The organism is Streptomyces sp. BPTC-684, from assembly GCF_030028635.1.
Classification (GTDB): Bacteria; Actinomycetota; Actinomycetes; order Streptomycetales; family Streptomycetaceae; genus Streptomyces; species Streptomyces noboritoensis.
This window is the reverse complement of record NZ_CP124863.1, coordinates 3,693,328-3,708,964: the sequence shown is the minus strand read 5'-3', so window position 1 is coordinate 3,708,964 and position 15,637 is coordinate 3,693,328. Positions and strand designations below refer to the sequence as shown.

At 74.0% G+C, this 15,637-nt stretch carries 10 protein-coding genes; 4 read left to right on the top strand and 6 right to left on the bottom strand.

Going from position 1 to position 15,637, the window contains the following annotated elements:
* The first annotated feature begins 86 nt into the window (after positions 1-86).
* Positions 87-1,430 carry a DUF2079 domain-containing protein gene (locus QIY60_RS16515; RefSeq protein ID WP_283143137.1) on the top strand — a complete coding sequence of 448 codons (1,344 nt, stop codon included), beginning with the start codon at positions 87-89 and terminating at the stop codon, positions 1,428-1,430.
* A gap of 81 nt (positions 1,431-1,511) precedes the next feature.
* Here QIY60_RS16515 and QIY60_RS16510 read toward each other — a convergent pair whose 3' ends face one another.
* Both QIY60_RS16510 and QIY60_RS16505 read right to left on the bottom strand, forming a co-directional pair.
* Positions 1,512-4,091 (bottom strand): FtsX-like permease family protein, encoded by a 2,580-nt coding sequence (locus tag QIY60_RS16510; protein WP_283143136.1) that lies wholly within the window; start codon positions 4,089-4,091, stop codon positions 1,512-1,514.
* The gene (locus tag QIY60_RS16505; RefSeq protein WP_283143135.1) at positions 4,088-4,876 is read right to left on the bottom strand and encodes an ABC transporter ATP-binding protein; all 789 of its coding nucleotides are present in this window, start codon (positions 4,874-4,876) and stop codon (positions 4,088-4,090) included. Before QIY60_RS16505 ends, QIY60_RS16510 begins: the two co-directional genes overlap by 4 nt.
* Before the next feature lie 409 nt (positions 4,877-5,285).
* Here QIY60_RS16505 and QIY60_RS16500 point away from each other — a divergent pair, with 409 nt between their 5' ends.
* On the top strand, positions 5,286-6,815 hold the full coding sequence (locus tag QIY60_RS16500; RefSeq protein WP_283145966.1) for an MFS transporter: 1,530 nt from the start codon (positions 5,286-5,288) through the stop codon (positions 6,813-6,815).
* A 312-nt stretch (positions 6,816-7,127) separates the two neighbouring features.
* On the opposite strand, the gene QIY60_RS16495 is transcribed toward QIY60_RS16500, so the two are convergent.
* The 3 genes from QIY60_RS16495 to QIY60_RS16485 all read right to left on the bottom strand — a co-directional run bounded on the left by QIY60_RS16495 (position 7,128) and on the right by QIY60_RS16485 (position 12,327).
* A complete protein-coding gene (locus QIY60_RS16495; RefSeq protein ID WP_283143134.1) occupies positions 7,128-8,030 on the bottom strand; it encodes a cellulose-binding protein in 903 nt (300 codons plus the stop codon).
* Between the two features lie 203 nt (positions 8,031-8,233).
* Positions 8,234-11,347, bottom strand: coding sequence for an SUKH-4 family immunity protein (locus QIY60_RS16490; RefSeq protein WP_283143133.1), 3,114 nt, complete (start codon positions 11,345-11,347; stop codon positions 8,234-8,236).
* A 5-nt stretch (positions 11,348-11,352) separates the two neighbouring features.
* A complete protein-coding gene (locus QIY60_RS16485) occupies positions 11,353-12,327 on the bottom strand; it encodes an SMI1/KNR4 family protein (protein ID WP_283143132.1) in 975 nt (324 codons plus the stop codon).
* A 288-nt stretch (positions 12,328-12,615) separates the two neighbouring features.
* Between QIY60_RS16485 and QIY60_RS16480 the strand changes: the two genes are divergently transcribed.
* Together QIY60_RS16480 and QIY60_RS16475 are read left to right on the top strand one after the other, a co-directional pair.
* A complete protein-coding gene (locus QIY60_RS16480) occupies positions 12,616-13,191 on the top strand; it encodes a YwqJ-related putative deaminase (RefSeq protein WP_283143131.1) in 576 nt (191 codons plus the stop codon).
* Positions 13,192-13,201: 10 nt separating this feature from the next.
* Entirely contained in the window at positions 13,202-13,693 is a 492-nt protein-coding gene (locus QIY60_RS16475) for an SUKH-3 domain-containing protein (RefSeq protein ID WP_283143130.1), read from the top strand.
* 488 nt (positions 13,694-14,181) lie between these two features.
* Here QIY60_RS16475 and QIY60_RS16470 read toward each other — a convergent pair whose 3' ends face one another.
* Complete coding sequence (locus QIY60_RS16470; protein WP_283143129.1) at positions 14,182-15,498, bottom strand: histidine kinase; 1,317 nt, start codon at positions 15,496-15,498, stop codon at positions 14,182-14,184.
* Positions 15,499-15,637: the final 139 nt, after the last annotated feature.

Genomic DNA, 15,637 nt, shown 5'->3' with positions numbered 1-15,637 from the left:
TGCACGGAGCTCTACTCGCGCTGCCCGAAAACCGGGTCCACTCCACCCGCATACCGAAGCAAACACCGCCAAAGAGCCACGGTGGCGTGCCCGGACGCCGGGACCCGTACCTGCTCGCCGCCGCGCTCTTCGCCGCGTACGCCACCGTCTCCGTGCTCCGCTACCGGCGGATGGAGACGCTCTCCTGGGACCTCGGGATCTTCGAGCAGGCCGTGCGGGCGTACGCGCATCTGCGCACCCCCGTCGCCGACCTCAAGGGACCGGGCACGAACATCCTCGGGGACCACTTCAGCCCCGTCACCGCGCTGCTCGCCCCCTTCTACCGGCTCTTCCCGACCCCCGTCACCCTGCTCGTCGCCCAGGCCGCGCTGTTCGCGCTCTCGGCCGTGCCGGTCACCCGGGGCGCCGCCCGGCTGCTCGGCCGGGGCGCGGGGCTCGCGGTCGGCGTGGCCTACGGGCTCTCCTGGGGGCTCCAGCGCGCCGCCGACTTCGACTTCCACGAGATCTGCTTCGCGGTGCCGCTGATCGCCTTCGCCCTGGAAGCCGTACTGGCCCGGCGCTGGCGGGCGGCCCTGTGCTGGGCGCTGCCGCTCGTCGTGGTCAAGGAGGACCTGGGGCTGACCCTCGCGGCCATAGCCGTGGTCGTCGCCCTGCGCGCCCGGCGGAGCTCGCCGCGCACCGCCGCGTACGCGCTCGGCGTCGCCGCGTTCGGGATCGCGGCCGTCGTGGTCACCCTCACGGCGGTGATACCGGCCTTCAACTCGACCGGCGCGTACGACTACTGGGGCAAGACCACCGGCGCGGGGCCCTTCACCGCCTCCGGCACCAAGCTGCGCACCCTGCTGTGGCTGCTGCTCCCGACCGGGCTGCTCGCCGTGCGCTCCCCGCTGTTCCTGGCCGCCGTGCCGACCCTGGGCTGGCGGTTCCTCTCCTCCGACGACCACTACTGGTCCACCGACTGGCACTACAGCGCCGTGCTGATGCCCGTCCTCGCGCTCGCCCTGGCCGACGCCGTGGACACCGGCCGCCGCAGCCCGCGCCCCTGGCTGCGGTCGTACGCCCGCCAGCTGCCCGCCGCCGCGGCCGCCGCCGCCCTCGCGCTGACCGCCTCGCTGCCGCTGTACTCGCTCACCGAGTCCGCCGCCTACCGCAGGAGCCCCGAAGTGGCCGAGCGGGAAAGGATGCTGGCGGCCGTCCCGGACGGGGCGACCGTCGAGGCCAACGTCGGGCCGATCTCCCGGCTCACCTCCCGCTGCCGGGTGTTCTGGGTCGGCGACACCCGCCGGGTCGTCCCCGAGTACATCGCGCTCGACAACGTCTCGGGCTGGGCCGGGAACCCGCTGGAGTACGCCCGCGAGCTCCATCCGGGCAGTCGGTACGCGGTGGTGGGGGTGGCGTACGGATACGTACTGCTTGAGCGGCAGACGTAACGAGGGCCGCCAAATATGAAGCGGCCCCGGAGAGTTCAGGAGAACTCTCCGGGGCCGCCCCGCCGACCCCCGTACGGCGGCTCATTCGCTCGCGATAGCTCCGAGCACGTTCATGCGACCCGCCCGGAAGGCCGGGACCAGGGCGGCGAACAGACCCACGAACGCCGACCCGACGAAGACCGTGATGATCGTCGGCCACGGGATGTCCAGGACGCCCAGGCCCTCCAGGGCCAGCAGCTTCTGCGCGGTCGTCCCCCAGCCCATGCCCAGGCCCAGGCCGAGCAGGGCGCCGAAGAGGGCGATCACCACCGACTCCAGACGGATCATCCGGCGCAGCTGGCGGCGCGAGAGGCCGATGGCGCGCATCAGACCGATCTCCCGGGTCCGCTCGACCACCGACAGGGCCAGGGTGTTCACCACACCGAGCACCGCGACGATGATCGCGAGGGCCAGCAGGCCGTACACGATGTTCAGGAGCTGGCCGATCTGGTCCTTCAGGTCCTTCTTGAAGTCCGTCTGGTCCTGCACCTTGTACTGCGGGTACTTCTTCAGGGCCGCCTTCAGCGAGGCGTACGCCTCCTTGGCCTTGCCGTCCTCCGCCTTGGCGAACATGATCATGTTCTTCGGCACCCGGTCGGCGGGCAGATAGCGCTCGGCGGTCGTGACGTTGGTGTACATCGCGCCCTTGTCGACATTGGTGTCGTCCGAGGTGATCGCCGCGACCTTGAGGTGGGCCGTGCGGCCGCCCTTGAAGGCGACGGTCAGAGTGGAGCCCACCTTCACGTTGTGGTCCTTGGCGAACTCGTCGCCGACCGACATCGCGTCCTTGCCGTACGCCTCCGAGAGCTTGCCGGAGACCGTCTCGCGCCGCAGGTCCTGGGCGTAGGTCGGGCTGGCGGCGGAGAGGTCCTCGCTGCTGGTCTTCCCGTCCGGGGTGGTGAGCTTCGCCTCCACCGACTTGTAGTCGGTGACGTGGGCGATGCCCGGCGTCTTGCGCAGGGCATCGGCGGCCTGCGGCACGATCGGCTGACCCTGCCCACCGGTGGACTGGACGATGAAGTCCGCGCCGACCGACTTGTCGAGCTCGGCGGTGGCCGAGGCGACCATCGAGGAGCCGACCACCGCGAGGCAGGCCACCAGGGCGAGGCCGATCATCAGGGCCGCGCCGGTCGCTCCCGTACGCCGCGGATTGCGCAGCGCGTTGCGCTCGGCCATCCGGCCCACCGGGCCGAACATCCGCAGCACCAGAACGCTGATCACCCGCACCACACCGCTCGCGAGCAGCGGGCCGACGATCACGAAGCCGATGAGCGTGAGGACCACGCCGAGGGCGAGGACGCCCGCGCCGGAGCTGGCCTTGTCGGCGTGGGCCGCGGCGTAGAGCGAGGCGGCACCCGCGCCGGTGAGCACCAGGCCGATGATCGCCCGGATCAGACCCGCCTTGCCGTCCGCCGGCGTACCGGCGTCGCGGAGCGCGGCCATCGGGGAGATCTTGCCGGCCCGCCGGGCCGGGAGGTAGGCGGCGAGGACGGTGACGACGATGCCGAGCAGCATGCCGACCGCCGGGGTCGTCCACTTGACCGTCAGGTCGTCGGTGGACAGCTCCAGACCCATCGAGCCCATGATCTTCATCAGGCCGACGGCCAGGCCGACGCCCGCGCCGACGCCGAGGACGGAGCCGAAGAAGCCGAGCAGCAGCGCCTCGACCAGGACCGAGCGGTTGACCTGCTTGCGGCTGGAGCCGATGGCCCGCATCAGACCGATCTCGCGGGTGCGCTGGGCGACCAGCATCGAGAAGGTGTTGACGATCAGGAAGATGCCGACGAGGAAGGCGACTCCGGCGAAGCCGAGCATCGCGTACTTCATCACGTCGAGGAAGGAGCCGACCGAGTCGCGGTTGGAGTCCTTGGCCTCGGCGGCCGTCTCCAGCTTGTACGTGCCGGTGCCGAGCTTGGCGGCGACGTTCTGCTTCAGCTGCTCGTCGCTGACGCCGTCGGCGGCGGTGAGCGAGACGTTGGTGAACAGGCCGGTGCGGCCGAGCAGTTCGCGCTGGGCGGTGGCGGTGTCGAAGTAGACGATCGCCGCGCCCGGGTTGGTCACCTTGAAGGAGGCGATGCCGGAGATCTTCGCCGTGAAGTCACCGGTGACGGCGATGGTGCGCAGCTCGTCGCCGATCTTCAGGTCGTGCTTGTCGGCGGTGTCGGCGTCGACCATCACCTCGGTCGGCCCGCGCGGGGCGTGGCCGGAGGTGATCTCCATGGCCTTGAGGTCGTTGGCCGTCCAGTTGCCCGCGATGGTGGGACCTCCGTTGGAGGAACCCATGTTCTCGTTCTCGGCGTTGACGACCGTGACGCTGGAGCTGGAGACGCCGCCCTCGGCGGACTTCACCCCGGCGGCGCCGCGCGCCCGCTCCAGGGCCGAGGCGGGCAGCGTCTCCGGCTTGCCCGTCTGCGGCCGGTCGTCCGGCTTCGCGTTCTTCGGGCTGACGGTGACGTCGGCCGAGGTGGCGGCGAAGAGCTTGTCGAACGTGGTGTTCATGGTGTCGGTGAAGACGAGCGTGCCGCACACGAACGCCACCGACAGCAGGACCGCGACGGCGGAGAGCGCCATCCGTCCCTTGTGCGCGAAGAAGTTGCGCATCGAGGTCTTGAGCACGGTCACGACGTCCGCCCCCGCGCGTCGAAGTCCTTCATGCGGTCGAGCACGGCGTCGGCGGTCGGGCGGAACATCTCGTCGACGATCCGGCCGTCCGCGAGGTAGAGCACCCGGTCCGCGTAGGAGGCGGCGACCGGGTCGTGGGTGACCATCACGATGGTCTGGCCCAGCTCGTCCACCGAGCGGCGCAGGAAGCCGAGGACCTCGGCGCCCGCGCGGGAGTCCAGGTTTCCGGTCGGCTCGTCACCGAAGATGATCTCGGGCCGGGCCGCGAGGGCGCGGGCCACCGCGACGCGCTGCTGCTGGCCGCCGGAGAGCTGGGTCGGGCGGTGCTTGAGCCGCCCGGCGAGGCCGACGGTCTCGACCACGCGGTCCAGCCACTCCTTGTCGGGCTTGCGGCCCGCGATGTCCATCGGGAGCGTGATGTTCTCCAGGGCGTTGAGCGTCGGCAGCAGGTTGAACGCCTGGAATATGAAGCCGATCCGGTCGCGGCGCAGCTGCGTGAGCTTCTTGTCCTTGAGGCCGGTGATCTCGGTGTCGTCCAGATAGATCTGGCCGCCCGACACCGTGTCGAGCCCGGCCAGGCAGTGCATCAGCGTGGACTTGCCGGAGCCCGACGGGCCCATGATCGCGGTGAACTGCCCGCGGGCGATGTCCACGTCCACGTGGTCGAGGGCCACGACGCGGGTCTCCCCCGACCCGTACGCCTTGACGACCTGGCGCGCCCGAGCCGCGACCGCCGCTTGCCCTCCAGTACCCCCGTGCCTGGGAATGGTCACAGCCGTTGTCACGGTTCTTCTCCTCGTTGCGAGTCAGTGCGTCTTGCGTACGTAATGAGTCTGGCGATCGAGGCCGTCCGGCACCCTGGTGCCCGGCGGTGTCTTGTTCCTGGGGCTAACCCCACCCCCCACCTGCGGCTCCCCGCAGCCGTCGATGTAGGACCACGTTAAAGAACCGCTCCCCCTCTTCTCGTCCTCCGCCAGGACGAACACCCCCTGCCCTGAAGTAGGGAGTTACCCGTAGGGGCTCTCCACCCCAGGGCGGAGTCCGATCGCGAAGTCCTCCACCCCACCGCTCTCTGTCCCCGCTCAGGGCCGGGATGAGAGGGTGGAGCCCGGCCAACTACATGCAGGATGAACCGATCTTGGGGAGTACGCCGTGGGTGCTCGGGGCGGGTCCGGCGGCGGCAGCACGGAGGCGATACCCGGCGCGGCGGCCGGTGCCGTCCCCGCCCGGGGGCGCGGCCCGGTCGTCGCGGCCCTGATGCTGGGCATGGCGCTCGCCGCGCTCGACGGCACGGTCGTCTCCACCGCCGTACCGCAGATCGTCGGCGACCTCGGCGGCTTCTCCGTCTTCTCCTGGCTCTTCTCCGGCTATCTGCTCGCCGTGACGGTCACCCTGCCGGTGTACGGGAAGCTCTCCGACACCTTCGGCCGCAAGCCCGTACTGATCGCGGGCATCGTGCTCTTCCTCGCGGGTTCGCTGCTCTGCGCGGCCGCCTGGAACATGGCCGCGCTGATCGCCTTCCGGGTCTTCCAGGGTCTGGGCGGCGGGGCCCTCCAGGGCACGGTCCAGACGGTGGCCGCCGACCTCTATCCGCTCAAGGAACGCCCCAAGATCCAGGCGAAGTTGTCGACGGTCTGGGCGGTGTCGGCGGTGGCCGGGCCGGCACTCGGCGGCGCCCTGGCCTCGTACGCCGACTGGCGCTGGATCTTCCTGATCAACCTGCCGGTGGGGGTGCTCGCGCTGTGGCTCGTCGGCCGCCATCTGGTGGAGCCGGTACGGGAGAAGCCCTCGGCCCCGCCGCGGATCGACTGGGCCGGGGCCCTGTGCGTCTTCGCGACGGGCGCGCTGCTGCTCACCGCGCTCGTCCAGGGCGGGGTGGCCTGGGGCTGGCTCTCCGCGCCCTCGCTCGGCCTGTTCGCCGCGAGCGCGCTCCTGGCTGCGCTGACCGTGCTGGTGGAGCGCCGGGCCGCCGAGCCCGTCATCCCCGGCTGGGTGTGGCGCCGGCGCAGCATCTCGGCGGTCAATCTGGCGATGGGGGCGCTCGGGCTGCTGATCGTGGCGCCGACGGTCTTCCTGCCGACGTACGCGCAGTCGGTGCTCGGGCTCGACCCGGTGGCGGCCGGATTCGTGCTGTCCGTGATGACCCTGAGCTGGCCGGTGTCGGCCGCGCTCTCCAACCGGGTCTACACCCGGATCGGGTTCCGCGACTCGGCGGTGATCGGCATCGGGCTCGCGGCCCTGATCCTGCTGGCCTTCCCGCTGCTGCCGTACCCCGGGCACGCGTGGCAGCCCGCGCTGATCATGCTGGCGCTGGGGGGTGCGCTCGGGCTGTTCCAGTTGCCGCTGATCATCGCGGTGCAGTCGTCGGTGGGTTGGGCGGAACGGGGTACGGCGACGGCCTCGATCCTGTTCTGCCGACAGGTGGGGCAGTCGGTGGGCGCCGCGCTGTTCGGGGCGGTCGCGAACGCGACGATCACGGCGCGTCTGGCCTCCGCGCCGGTGCCCGGGCTGCCGGACGACCTCGACTCGGTCTCCCGGGCCCTGTCGCATCCGGCCGGGCTGTCGGCCGAGGGCGCGGACTATTTGCGACGGGCGGTCGCGACGGCTGTGGGGCATGTGTACGTGGGCGCTGCGCTGGCGGGGGTGTTGGCGCTGGTGGTGCTGGTGCTCCTCGCCCCTCGCCGGTTCCCTGTGCTGGCCGAGCACGAGGCGGATGCGGGCTGAAGCGGGGCCGGTGTTCGTCTGCGGACCGTGCGCGGCTGCTCGCGCAGTTCCCCGCGCCCCTTTTTGGCCCGGTGCTTGTCTGCGGCCCGGTGGGGGCTGGTCGCGCAGTTCCCCGCGCCCCTAAACCCTCCTTCGTCCGCAGACCGTATGTGGCTTGTCGCGCAGTTCCCCGCGCCCCTCAAATGCCGCTGCGCAGCAATCCCCTGGGCGCCCCGCAGGGGCGTATTCAGGGGCGCGGGGAACTGCGCGAGCAACCCCCACCGGCCCGCGGACAAACACCGGGCCGAGAAGGGGCGAGGGGGACTGGGGGGCTCAGCCCTCCGCCGGAGTACGTCCCGTCAACCCCGCCAAGCCGCTCCGTACATGCGCCATGTGCGAGACGACCTCCTCCCGCGCCTCCGCGTGCTCCCGCAGCACCCGCTCCGTATCCCGCCCGATCCGCTCCACCTGGACCCCCGCCGCCGCCAAGACCTCCGCGCCCCGGGCCTCCGCGTCCTCCTGGCCGTGGCGGGCGGACTCCTGGGCGGAGGCCCAGGCCCGGCCCGCCTCGGCCAGGGCGACTTCGGCGGACGCGGTCAGCTCGGCGTGGCGGGCGGTCGACTCGGCCTCCCGCGCGGCCACTTCGCGGTCGAGGGCCTCGACGCGCTCGGCGTGCTCGCGGGCCTGGTCGGACAGCGCGGCGGCGGTCCGCTCGCGGACCTCGCGCAGCGCGTCCGCCGCCTCGGCCCGCCGTTCGTGCGCCTCGGCGCGGGCCTCGTTCAGGTGCTCGTCGGCGGTCGCCCGCGCGGCGAGCAGCAGCTGCCGTGCCCGCGCCTCGGCCTCCGCGCGGACCGTCTCCCCGTACTCGCGGGCGCCTTCGCGCGCGAGGCGCCCGGCCGCGTCCGCCGAGTCGCGCACGCCCGTCGCCTCCTCGTGGGCGGCCGCCCGTACCGCGTCGGCCTCCTCGACCGCGAGGGCGTGCAGCGCCTGGGCCCGGCGGCTGAGCGACTCGTACGACTGCGGGCCGAGCGCCGCGACCCGGTCGCGCAGGGCGGCCGCCTCCGCCTCCATCCGCTTGGCGAGGACCGTGAGCCGCGCCGCCCGCTCCCACGCGGCGTCGCGCTCCTCGCCGAGGACGGACAGCTGGCGGTCGACCTGGTCCGTGCGGTAGCCCCGGCCGCCGCGTACGACGGCGAAGCCCTGGGGTGACCGCGGTGGTTCGGGCGCTGCACTCATCGTTGACGTCCTCCGACCTCTCCGGCTTGTCCGGGCACATCCTGCTGGATCGAAGCGAAGTGGTCATAACGCGACACTCCACCCATCCGTAACGGCCAAGGATGCGTCAATTCCCCTCAGAACCGAAAAGGCGACGAGGCGCCCGCCGCGTGGGTGCGGCGAACGCCTCGTCGTATCGACGTACTCATCTGCTTACGGCCGCCTCAGAGCAGTCCGTCCCAGAACTGTTCGAGGAGCACCGACCACCAGCTCTCCGGCGACGCCAGCGCCGCCGGGTCGAGCGCGGCGAGCTGGGCCTGGAAGTCGACCGTCCAGCGGCCCGCCTGCTCGGGGTTGAGCCCGTAGCGCAGCCGCCACATACGGCCGAGCAGCGCCATGCACCGTACGAACTCGGGGAGTCCGGTGTTCACGAACTGCGGCGGTACGGACTGGCCGCCCGGGCCCGCCTCCACCGGCACCGCGACGATGTTCGCCGTGCCGTACTGGACGCAGATCGCACGGCCGAAGTCCGAGCCCATGACCAGGTACGAACCCGCGTCCGGGGCGGGCTGCACCTGGCGCTGGGCGGCGAGTTCGGCGAGCGTCGGGACCGGCTGGCCGGGGACGGCCTGGGCCCAGAAGAACGGCCCGAAGTCGGCCGGGAGCCCCGCCCACACCAGCGTGACCGCGACGGCCTCGGGCACGCCCTGGCGGGACACCGCCCGCTGGTCGAAGCGGAAGACGCCCTGCGGGCCGAAGGCACCGGCGAGCTCGTGCGCGACGCCCTCCGGGGGGAGCGGCGGCGCGGGCTGCACCTGCGGCAGCGGCGCGCGCACCGGCTGCGGCCGGGCGGGGCCGTCCGCGACCTGCGCCAGCTCGCCCTGGTGGGTGAGCAGGTGCTGGACGCCCTGGCGGCGGGAGGCGTGGTCCGTGCCGTACGGGGCGACGGAGGTGATCCGCACCTGCGGCCAGGTCTCCCGGATCATCCGGGCGCAGTAGCCGCCGGGCAGCTCGCAGGAGGCCAGCTCGGTGTGCAGCTCCAGGACGTGGTCCGGCGGCACGTTCATCCCGCGCAGCTCGTGGAAGATCTGCCACTCGGGGTGCGGGATGCCGGGCGCGGACCGCCGGATGAGCTGCTGCTCGGACCCGTCGGCGGCGCGGTACCGCAGCACGGCCTGGTACCCGGGCCCGACGGTCGGCAGACCGGTGGGCTGCTGGGGGTAGCCGTACGCGGGCGGCTGCGGGGGCTGCGGCGCGCCGGGCCCCGTCTGGGCGGGCCCGGCGAGCATGGTGGCGGCGTGGTGCACGCCACCGCCGGGGGCGCCAGGAGCTGCGGGCACCCCGGGTGCGGCGGGCACGCCGGGCTGGCCGGGAGCCCCGGGCGGACCGGGCGGCTGGGGCGCACCGGGCCGTCCGCCGGGCCCGAGCCGGCTCGGGTCGGCGAGCATGGTGGCGGCGTAGTGCGCACCACCGCCACCACTCCCGCCGGGAACGCCGGGCGGGCCGGGGGGCTGCGGCGCGCCGGGCGCACGCCCGGCACCGGGGGCGCCGGGCGGACCAGGAGGCGCGGGCGGCTGGGGCCCACCGAGCTGGCTCGGGTCGGCCAGCATCGTCGCGGCATGGTGCACCCCGCCCCCGCCCGGAGGCGGCGGCGTGGGAGGCCCGGCAGGCTGCGACCCGTCGGGCCCGAGCTGCGAAACCATCTGCGTCGGTACGTACGCGGGCGCCGGGGTCCCCCCCGGCCGGGCCCCGGGAACCCCGGGCTCCCCGGGCGGCGGCGGAGCACTTCCCCGGGCCCCACGCGGCGGAGCGGCCTTACTGGTGGCGGCATCGGCGATGTCGGCGGCCGCGCCGGAGGCGCCGGGACCGGCATGGCCGACCGGGGCGCCCGGGACGGCGGGTGCACCGGGGCCGGGGGCCGCGCCCGGGGTTCCGGGCTGGGCGGGACCGCCGAGTGCGCCGGGGCCGCCGGGCTGGCCAGGCAGGCCGGGCTGGGCAGGACCACCGGAGCCCGCCGGGGCGCCAGGCGCACCGGGGCCACCGGGACCGGCCAGGCCGGGACCACCAGCAGCACCGGGACCCCCCGGGCCGACCGGAGCACCCGGGCCGCCAGGTACACCAGGACCGGGGGGCACACCCGGGCCGCCGGAGCCCGCCAGGGCGCCAGGGCCACCGGGGCCGCCGGGCAGGCCAAGGCCGCCGTGACCCGCCGGGGTGCCGGGCAGGCCCGGACCACCACCAGAAGGACCGGGACCCCCCTGGCCCACCGGCGCACCCGGACCGCCATGCGCACCAGGACCGGGGGGCACGCCAGGTCCGCCCGGCGCCGGCGCCTGCGGGTCGATCGCCGGGGCGATGGCCGTCGGGGGAAGCTGGCTGCCGCCCTGGAGCAGGGCCGTCTTCGCCTCGGGCAGGGCCCTCGGCGGCGGGGTGTCGTCGGCGTCCGAGCCGGACAGCGGCGGGGCGAACACCGTCGCGGGCAGCGGTACGGAACCTTCGTCCGACCCGGCGTTCGTGTCCGTACCGGCCCACGGGGTCGCCCCCGACGGCACGTCGGCGGTCGGCGTCGGCCACGCGACACCGCCGGACGGCGCGGGCGGGGGCGTCGCACCGGGCCAGGCAGGGCCGGACGCGGGCGTCGGCTCCGCGGCAGCGGCCCTGTCGGCCACCGGACTCGGCACGGGCGCTGCGCCGGGCCAGGCGGGACCGGACGCGGGCGCGGCAGCGGACCCGTCGGCCACCGGATCCGGACCGGGCGTTGCGCCGGGCCACGCGGGACCGGATGCGGGCGTCGGTTCGGCAGCGGCCGCCGGGTTCGGCGCGGGCGTCGCGCCCGGCCACGCGGGGCCGGACTGCGCGGGCGCCGGCTCCGCCGCAGCGGCGGCCACCGGGCCCGGCACGGAACCGGCACCCGGCGCCGAAGGCGTCCCCGCCCCCGTCTCCCCCGACCTCCGGTCCGGGATCCCCATCCGGTCCGCCGCCTCCTGGAGCCACTCCGGCGGCGTCAGCAGGAACGACGTCTGGTTGAGGTCGATGCGTTCGGGCGGGGGCGCGGGGACCGCGTCCTCGGGCTCGTCCGGCACGCCGTACTCCTCCTCGTACCGGCGGATCACCTCACCCACCGGCAGACCGGGCCACAGCGTGGCCTCTCCGCTGTCCCGGGCGATGACGAGCCGCTGGCGGCCGCCGTCCGAGGACGGGCCCTCGGCGCGGTCCTCGGCCCACACCACGAAGCCCAGCTCGAACTCCCGCACTCGCACCTCGCGGTGCTGGTACGCGGGCACGTCCCCGTTGATCCACTCTTCCGCGCGCTCCTGCGCCTGGGCGAAGGTCACCATCACACTCACTCCCCCACCGGCACGGCGCGCGCGAAGCCGCCGTCCACCATCAGGTTCGCCACGGTCTCCAGCTCCGGCGGGTTGCCCGCGAGGCGCTGGAGGAAGTCGTCGAAGTCGGCGCCGCAGGGCAGCAGCAGCCGCTCCACGCGCTCCTGCACGCTCCAGCCGTCCCGGTCGCGCGCGTCGTCGTACGCGCAGAACCAGACCGAGCCGACGGCCTGGCCCTTCACCTTCACCGCGAGGATGCCGCCCTGGACGAAGGCGACGCCCAGGTAGTCCTTGGTGAGATGGTCGCGCAGGCACTTGTTGATGTAGACGAGGTCGTTGACCGCCGCCTGGTCGCGCACCGTGAAGAACGGCTGGTCCACCAGGAGCCCCAGCTCCGCGTCGAGCGCCGCGCCCACCGGCGCGCAGCCGCCCGCCGCCTTCAGGAACGCCCGGTAGGCGCCCGGCAGCCGGTACCCCAAGTCCTCCTCCACGCCCAGGAGTTGGGCCTCGGAGACCGAGACCAGGCCCTTGGGCACGCCGAAGTGCGCCGGGCGCGTCTCCTGGAGCGGGCGGGTGCCGCGCTTGTCCTGGTCGACGTCGATCGTCGCCAGACCGCCGTGGTGGCGCAGCAGCGCCTTCACCTCGACGGGGACCAGCTCCAGGCGGCGGGTGCCGGGCACGTGGTGCCAGGTCCAGCCGTGCGGGGTGGCGACGGCGGGGACGGTGTCCCACAGCTCGTGGCCGTCGGCGGCGAGCGCCGCGTTGGCCGACACGTAGTCGGTCAGCCGCAGCTCGTCCACGCCGAAGCCCTCCGGCGGCTCCGCGATCTCGGCGGCCGCGCGCGCGTACGCGGAGAAGTCCGGGTGCCCGTTCCCGTCCACCCGCACCCCTCTGGGGTGGCGGGAGGCGCGGACCGGGTCCGGGAAGTTCACGACCTGTCCGGCATAGGCCGCGTTCGGTGGCGCGGCGTGCCCGAGCCGACCTGTCGTCATGGCGGATGCCCCCTGCGTGCGAGCTGCTGCGTCTGGCTGGTGAGGACCAGACTATGCGGTGGGGCAATACCGGGTCCCTGCCCCGCACCCGGCCCCGTACCACCGTGACCAGGTGTCACAACCGGGTCACCGTGCGGCGATGGTGACGACACGGACGTAGTGACATCAGAGCCCCAGCTTCCGCACCACTGGGCACATTTGGCAGTCTGTTCCCCGCAACGGGGCGTTAACGGGGGCGTTGACACCGGCTTGCGGACAGTGCCGGCAACGGGAGGGACAGCGAGCACCATGCACGGAACGACCGACATATCGGGTACGGCGGCGGGCGCCTCCCGGACGGGGGACCCCAGGGCCGGGGCCGCGAGGACAGGGGACCCGCGCACCGGGGACCCGCGCCTGACGTGGAGCACCACGGTCGCCTCCGCGCCCGTCCTGCTGCACCGCCGCGACGGCATCCTGCCGGCCGTGGCCGCCGCGCTCTCGGTCCGGGGCGAGACCCTGACCTGCACCGCGGGCAAGGGCGAGCAGCCGCCGGTGCTCCACCCGCTCGTACAGGACTTCCACGACACCCTCACCAGCGGGCAGCGCGAGCGGTTCACCGGGCGCTGCCCGGAGGCGATCCTGCTGTCGCGCCAGCTCGCCTCCCTGGAGTCGGCCCGCGCGGGCAAGTCGCGCCGGTCCGGACGCAAGCCGCTGACCCACGGCGAGGCCCGCCGCGCGCTCAAGCACGCCAAGGTGACGGCCCGCCGCATCCGCGAGGACGGCGACCCGCTGCACGGCAGCTACGCACCGCCCTGCCGTTCCTGTACCGCGCTGCTCGCCCACTTCGGCGTGCGCGCGGTCGACCCCGCCGAGAAGGGCTGAACCGAACGCGATGCCGGACGTGTCCACCACCCGCTTCCCCGTCCCCGTCGACGCCGCGCTGCGCGCCGCCGGGTGGCACCCCGGCCGCTGGGACATCAGGCAGGCCGAGGCCTGGGCCGACGTGCTGCGCTCGCACACCTCGCCCGCCGGGCACCGGCACACCGTGTTCCCGGCGGCCGTGGAGGCGTGGGCCGAGTTCGGCGGCCTGCGGCTGACCGCGCCGGGGCCCGGCCGCCACAACGCGCCCGCGACGGTCCGCTTCGACCCGGTGGCGGGTCTGCACCTGGCCCGTACGTTCGCGGACCTCGGGCGCGCGCTGGAGACCGAGCTGGCGCCGCTGGGCGAGGAGGGCGATCAGCAGGCCGTCCTCGCGATCGACACCGAGGGCCGTGTCTACAGCATCGACCACACGGGCGACTGGTACCTGGGCGCGGACCTGGACCTGGCCCTGAACACCCTGGTCACAGGCGTCCAGCCGATCCGCCTGACGTCGCCTCGCTGAGTGCGCTCTTGTAGGGCGTCGGCTGCGGGCCGGTGGGGGCCGATCCGTCTGAAGCGCTTCGTCTGCGGGCCGTCGTGGGCTGGTCGCGCAGTTCCCCGCGGAGCCCTCCGGGGGGTGCGGGATTCGTCTGCGGGCCGTCGTTGGCTGATCGCGCAGTTCCCCGCGCCCCTGGGGGTTGGGCCTCGGCGGGGCCGATCCGCGTGGCATCCCCGCGCTGAGGCCACGCCTGAAGTGCTTCGTCTGCGGGCCGGTGGGGGCTTGTCGCGCAGTTCCCCGCGCCCCTTAGGGGGGCGTGGTTGCTCGGCGAGGCGAAGTCAGGCGCACCGGCCCCGCAGAAGTCGCCCCGCTGAGCCGCAACCCCCTAGGGGCGCGGGGCTGTGACATTGTGCGGCTCCGCCGCGTGGGCGCGATCAGCCCACGACGGCCCGCACTCTCAGGGGCGCGGGGAACTGCGCGAGCAGCCGCGCACGGTCCGCAGACGAAGCACCTCACTCCCCCCGGTCCGGCAGCACCGCGGACACCCGCCAACCCCCCGCATCCGTGACCCCGGACACGAACACGCCCCCCAGCGCGAGGACGCGCTCGCGCATCCCGACCAGGCCGTTGCCCCCGCTGGGAAGGCCCGCGTCAGGGCTCGCCCCGTCCGCCGGCCCGTTCTCCACCTGCATCGCGACCTCGTCGTCCCGATGGGCGAGGCGGACCATCACCTTCGCCCCCGCCGCGTGCTTGTGCACATTCGTGAGCGCCTCCTGTACCACCCGGTACGCGGTCTGCTCCACCAGCGCGTCGTACGCGCGCACCGCCCCGTGGACCGTCATCTCGACCACCATCCCGGCCTCCCGGGACTGGCCGACCAGCGCCTCGATGTCGGCCAGGCACGGCCCCTCCTCGGCCGCGGCCGCGGCAGCCGCGGCGGCCGCGCCCACGGCGGCCAGCGGGACCGGCGCCAAAGCGGCGGCGGCGTCGGCCCGCACCGCCTCCCCGCTCCGCAGCACACCCAGCATCTCGCGCAGCTCGGTCAGCGCCTGGCGGCCCATGTCGCCGACGAGCACCGCGTTCTTGACGGCCTTCTCGGGGTCCTTGCGGGCCACCGCCTGGAGCGCGGCGGCGTGCACCACCATCAGGGACACCCGGTGCGCGACCACGTCGTGCATCTCGCGGGCGATCCGGGTGCGCTCCTCCGTACGGGCCCACTCGGCGCGCTCCTCCGCGCGGTCCGCGAGCAGCGAGAGCTCGCGCTCCAGCGAGTCGGCGCGCTCGCGCAGGGACTCCATCAGGCGCCGCCGGGCCCCTATATAGAGCCCCAGGAGCAGCGGCGGGGCGGTCAGGCCCAGCGACATCACGACGGAGAAGAGCAGGACCAGCGACCGGCCGCCGCTGAACGCGCCGTCGTCGACGCTCTGGTTCATCCGTACGAAAGTGACGATGAACGTGCCCGCCAGGCACATGCCGGCCAGCGCGGCGGTGATGCGGCGCGGCACCTCGGAGGCGGCCAGCGTGTAGAGCCCGACGATGCCGAGCAGGAAGCCCATGTTGGCGGGGGTCACGGCGATCGAGACCAGCACGACCGCGACCGGCCAGCGCCGCCGCGCGGCCAGGGTCGCCCCGGCCAGCAGGCCGAACAGCACCCCGGCCGGTACGGGGACCCCCGCGTCCCCGGCGAACTTCACACCCTCCAGTGCGCACTCGAACGCGGAGGCCAGCCCCAGTCCGATGTCCAGGACGGCACTGCGCCGCCGTTCCCACCACCACCAGCCGCGGGGGGTCGTCCCCGCGGAGTCGTGGTCTGCCCCCGTTGCGGTCATGCCATCCAGCCTACGGGCGCCCGCCAGCGATTTTCCGGCGACTTCGGCCGACCCCGCGGCGATCACGGTGATCGGCACCGTCGCACGGAAGGGGTTCGGTACGGCATAGTGTGGGGTGCCGATCCGGTGACCTGACGCA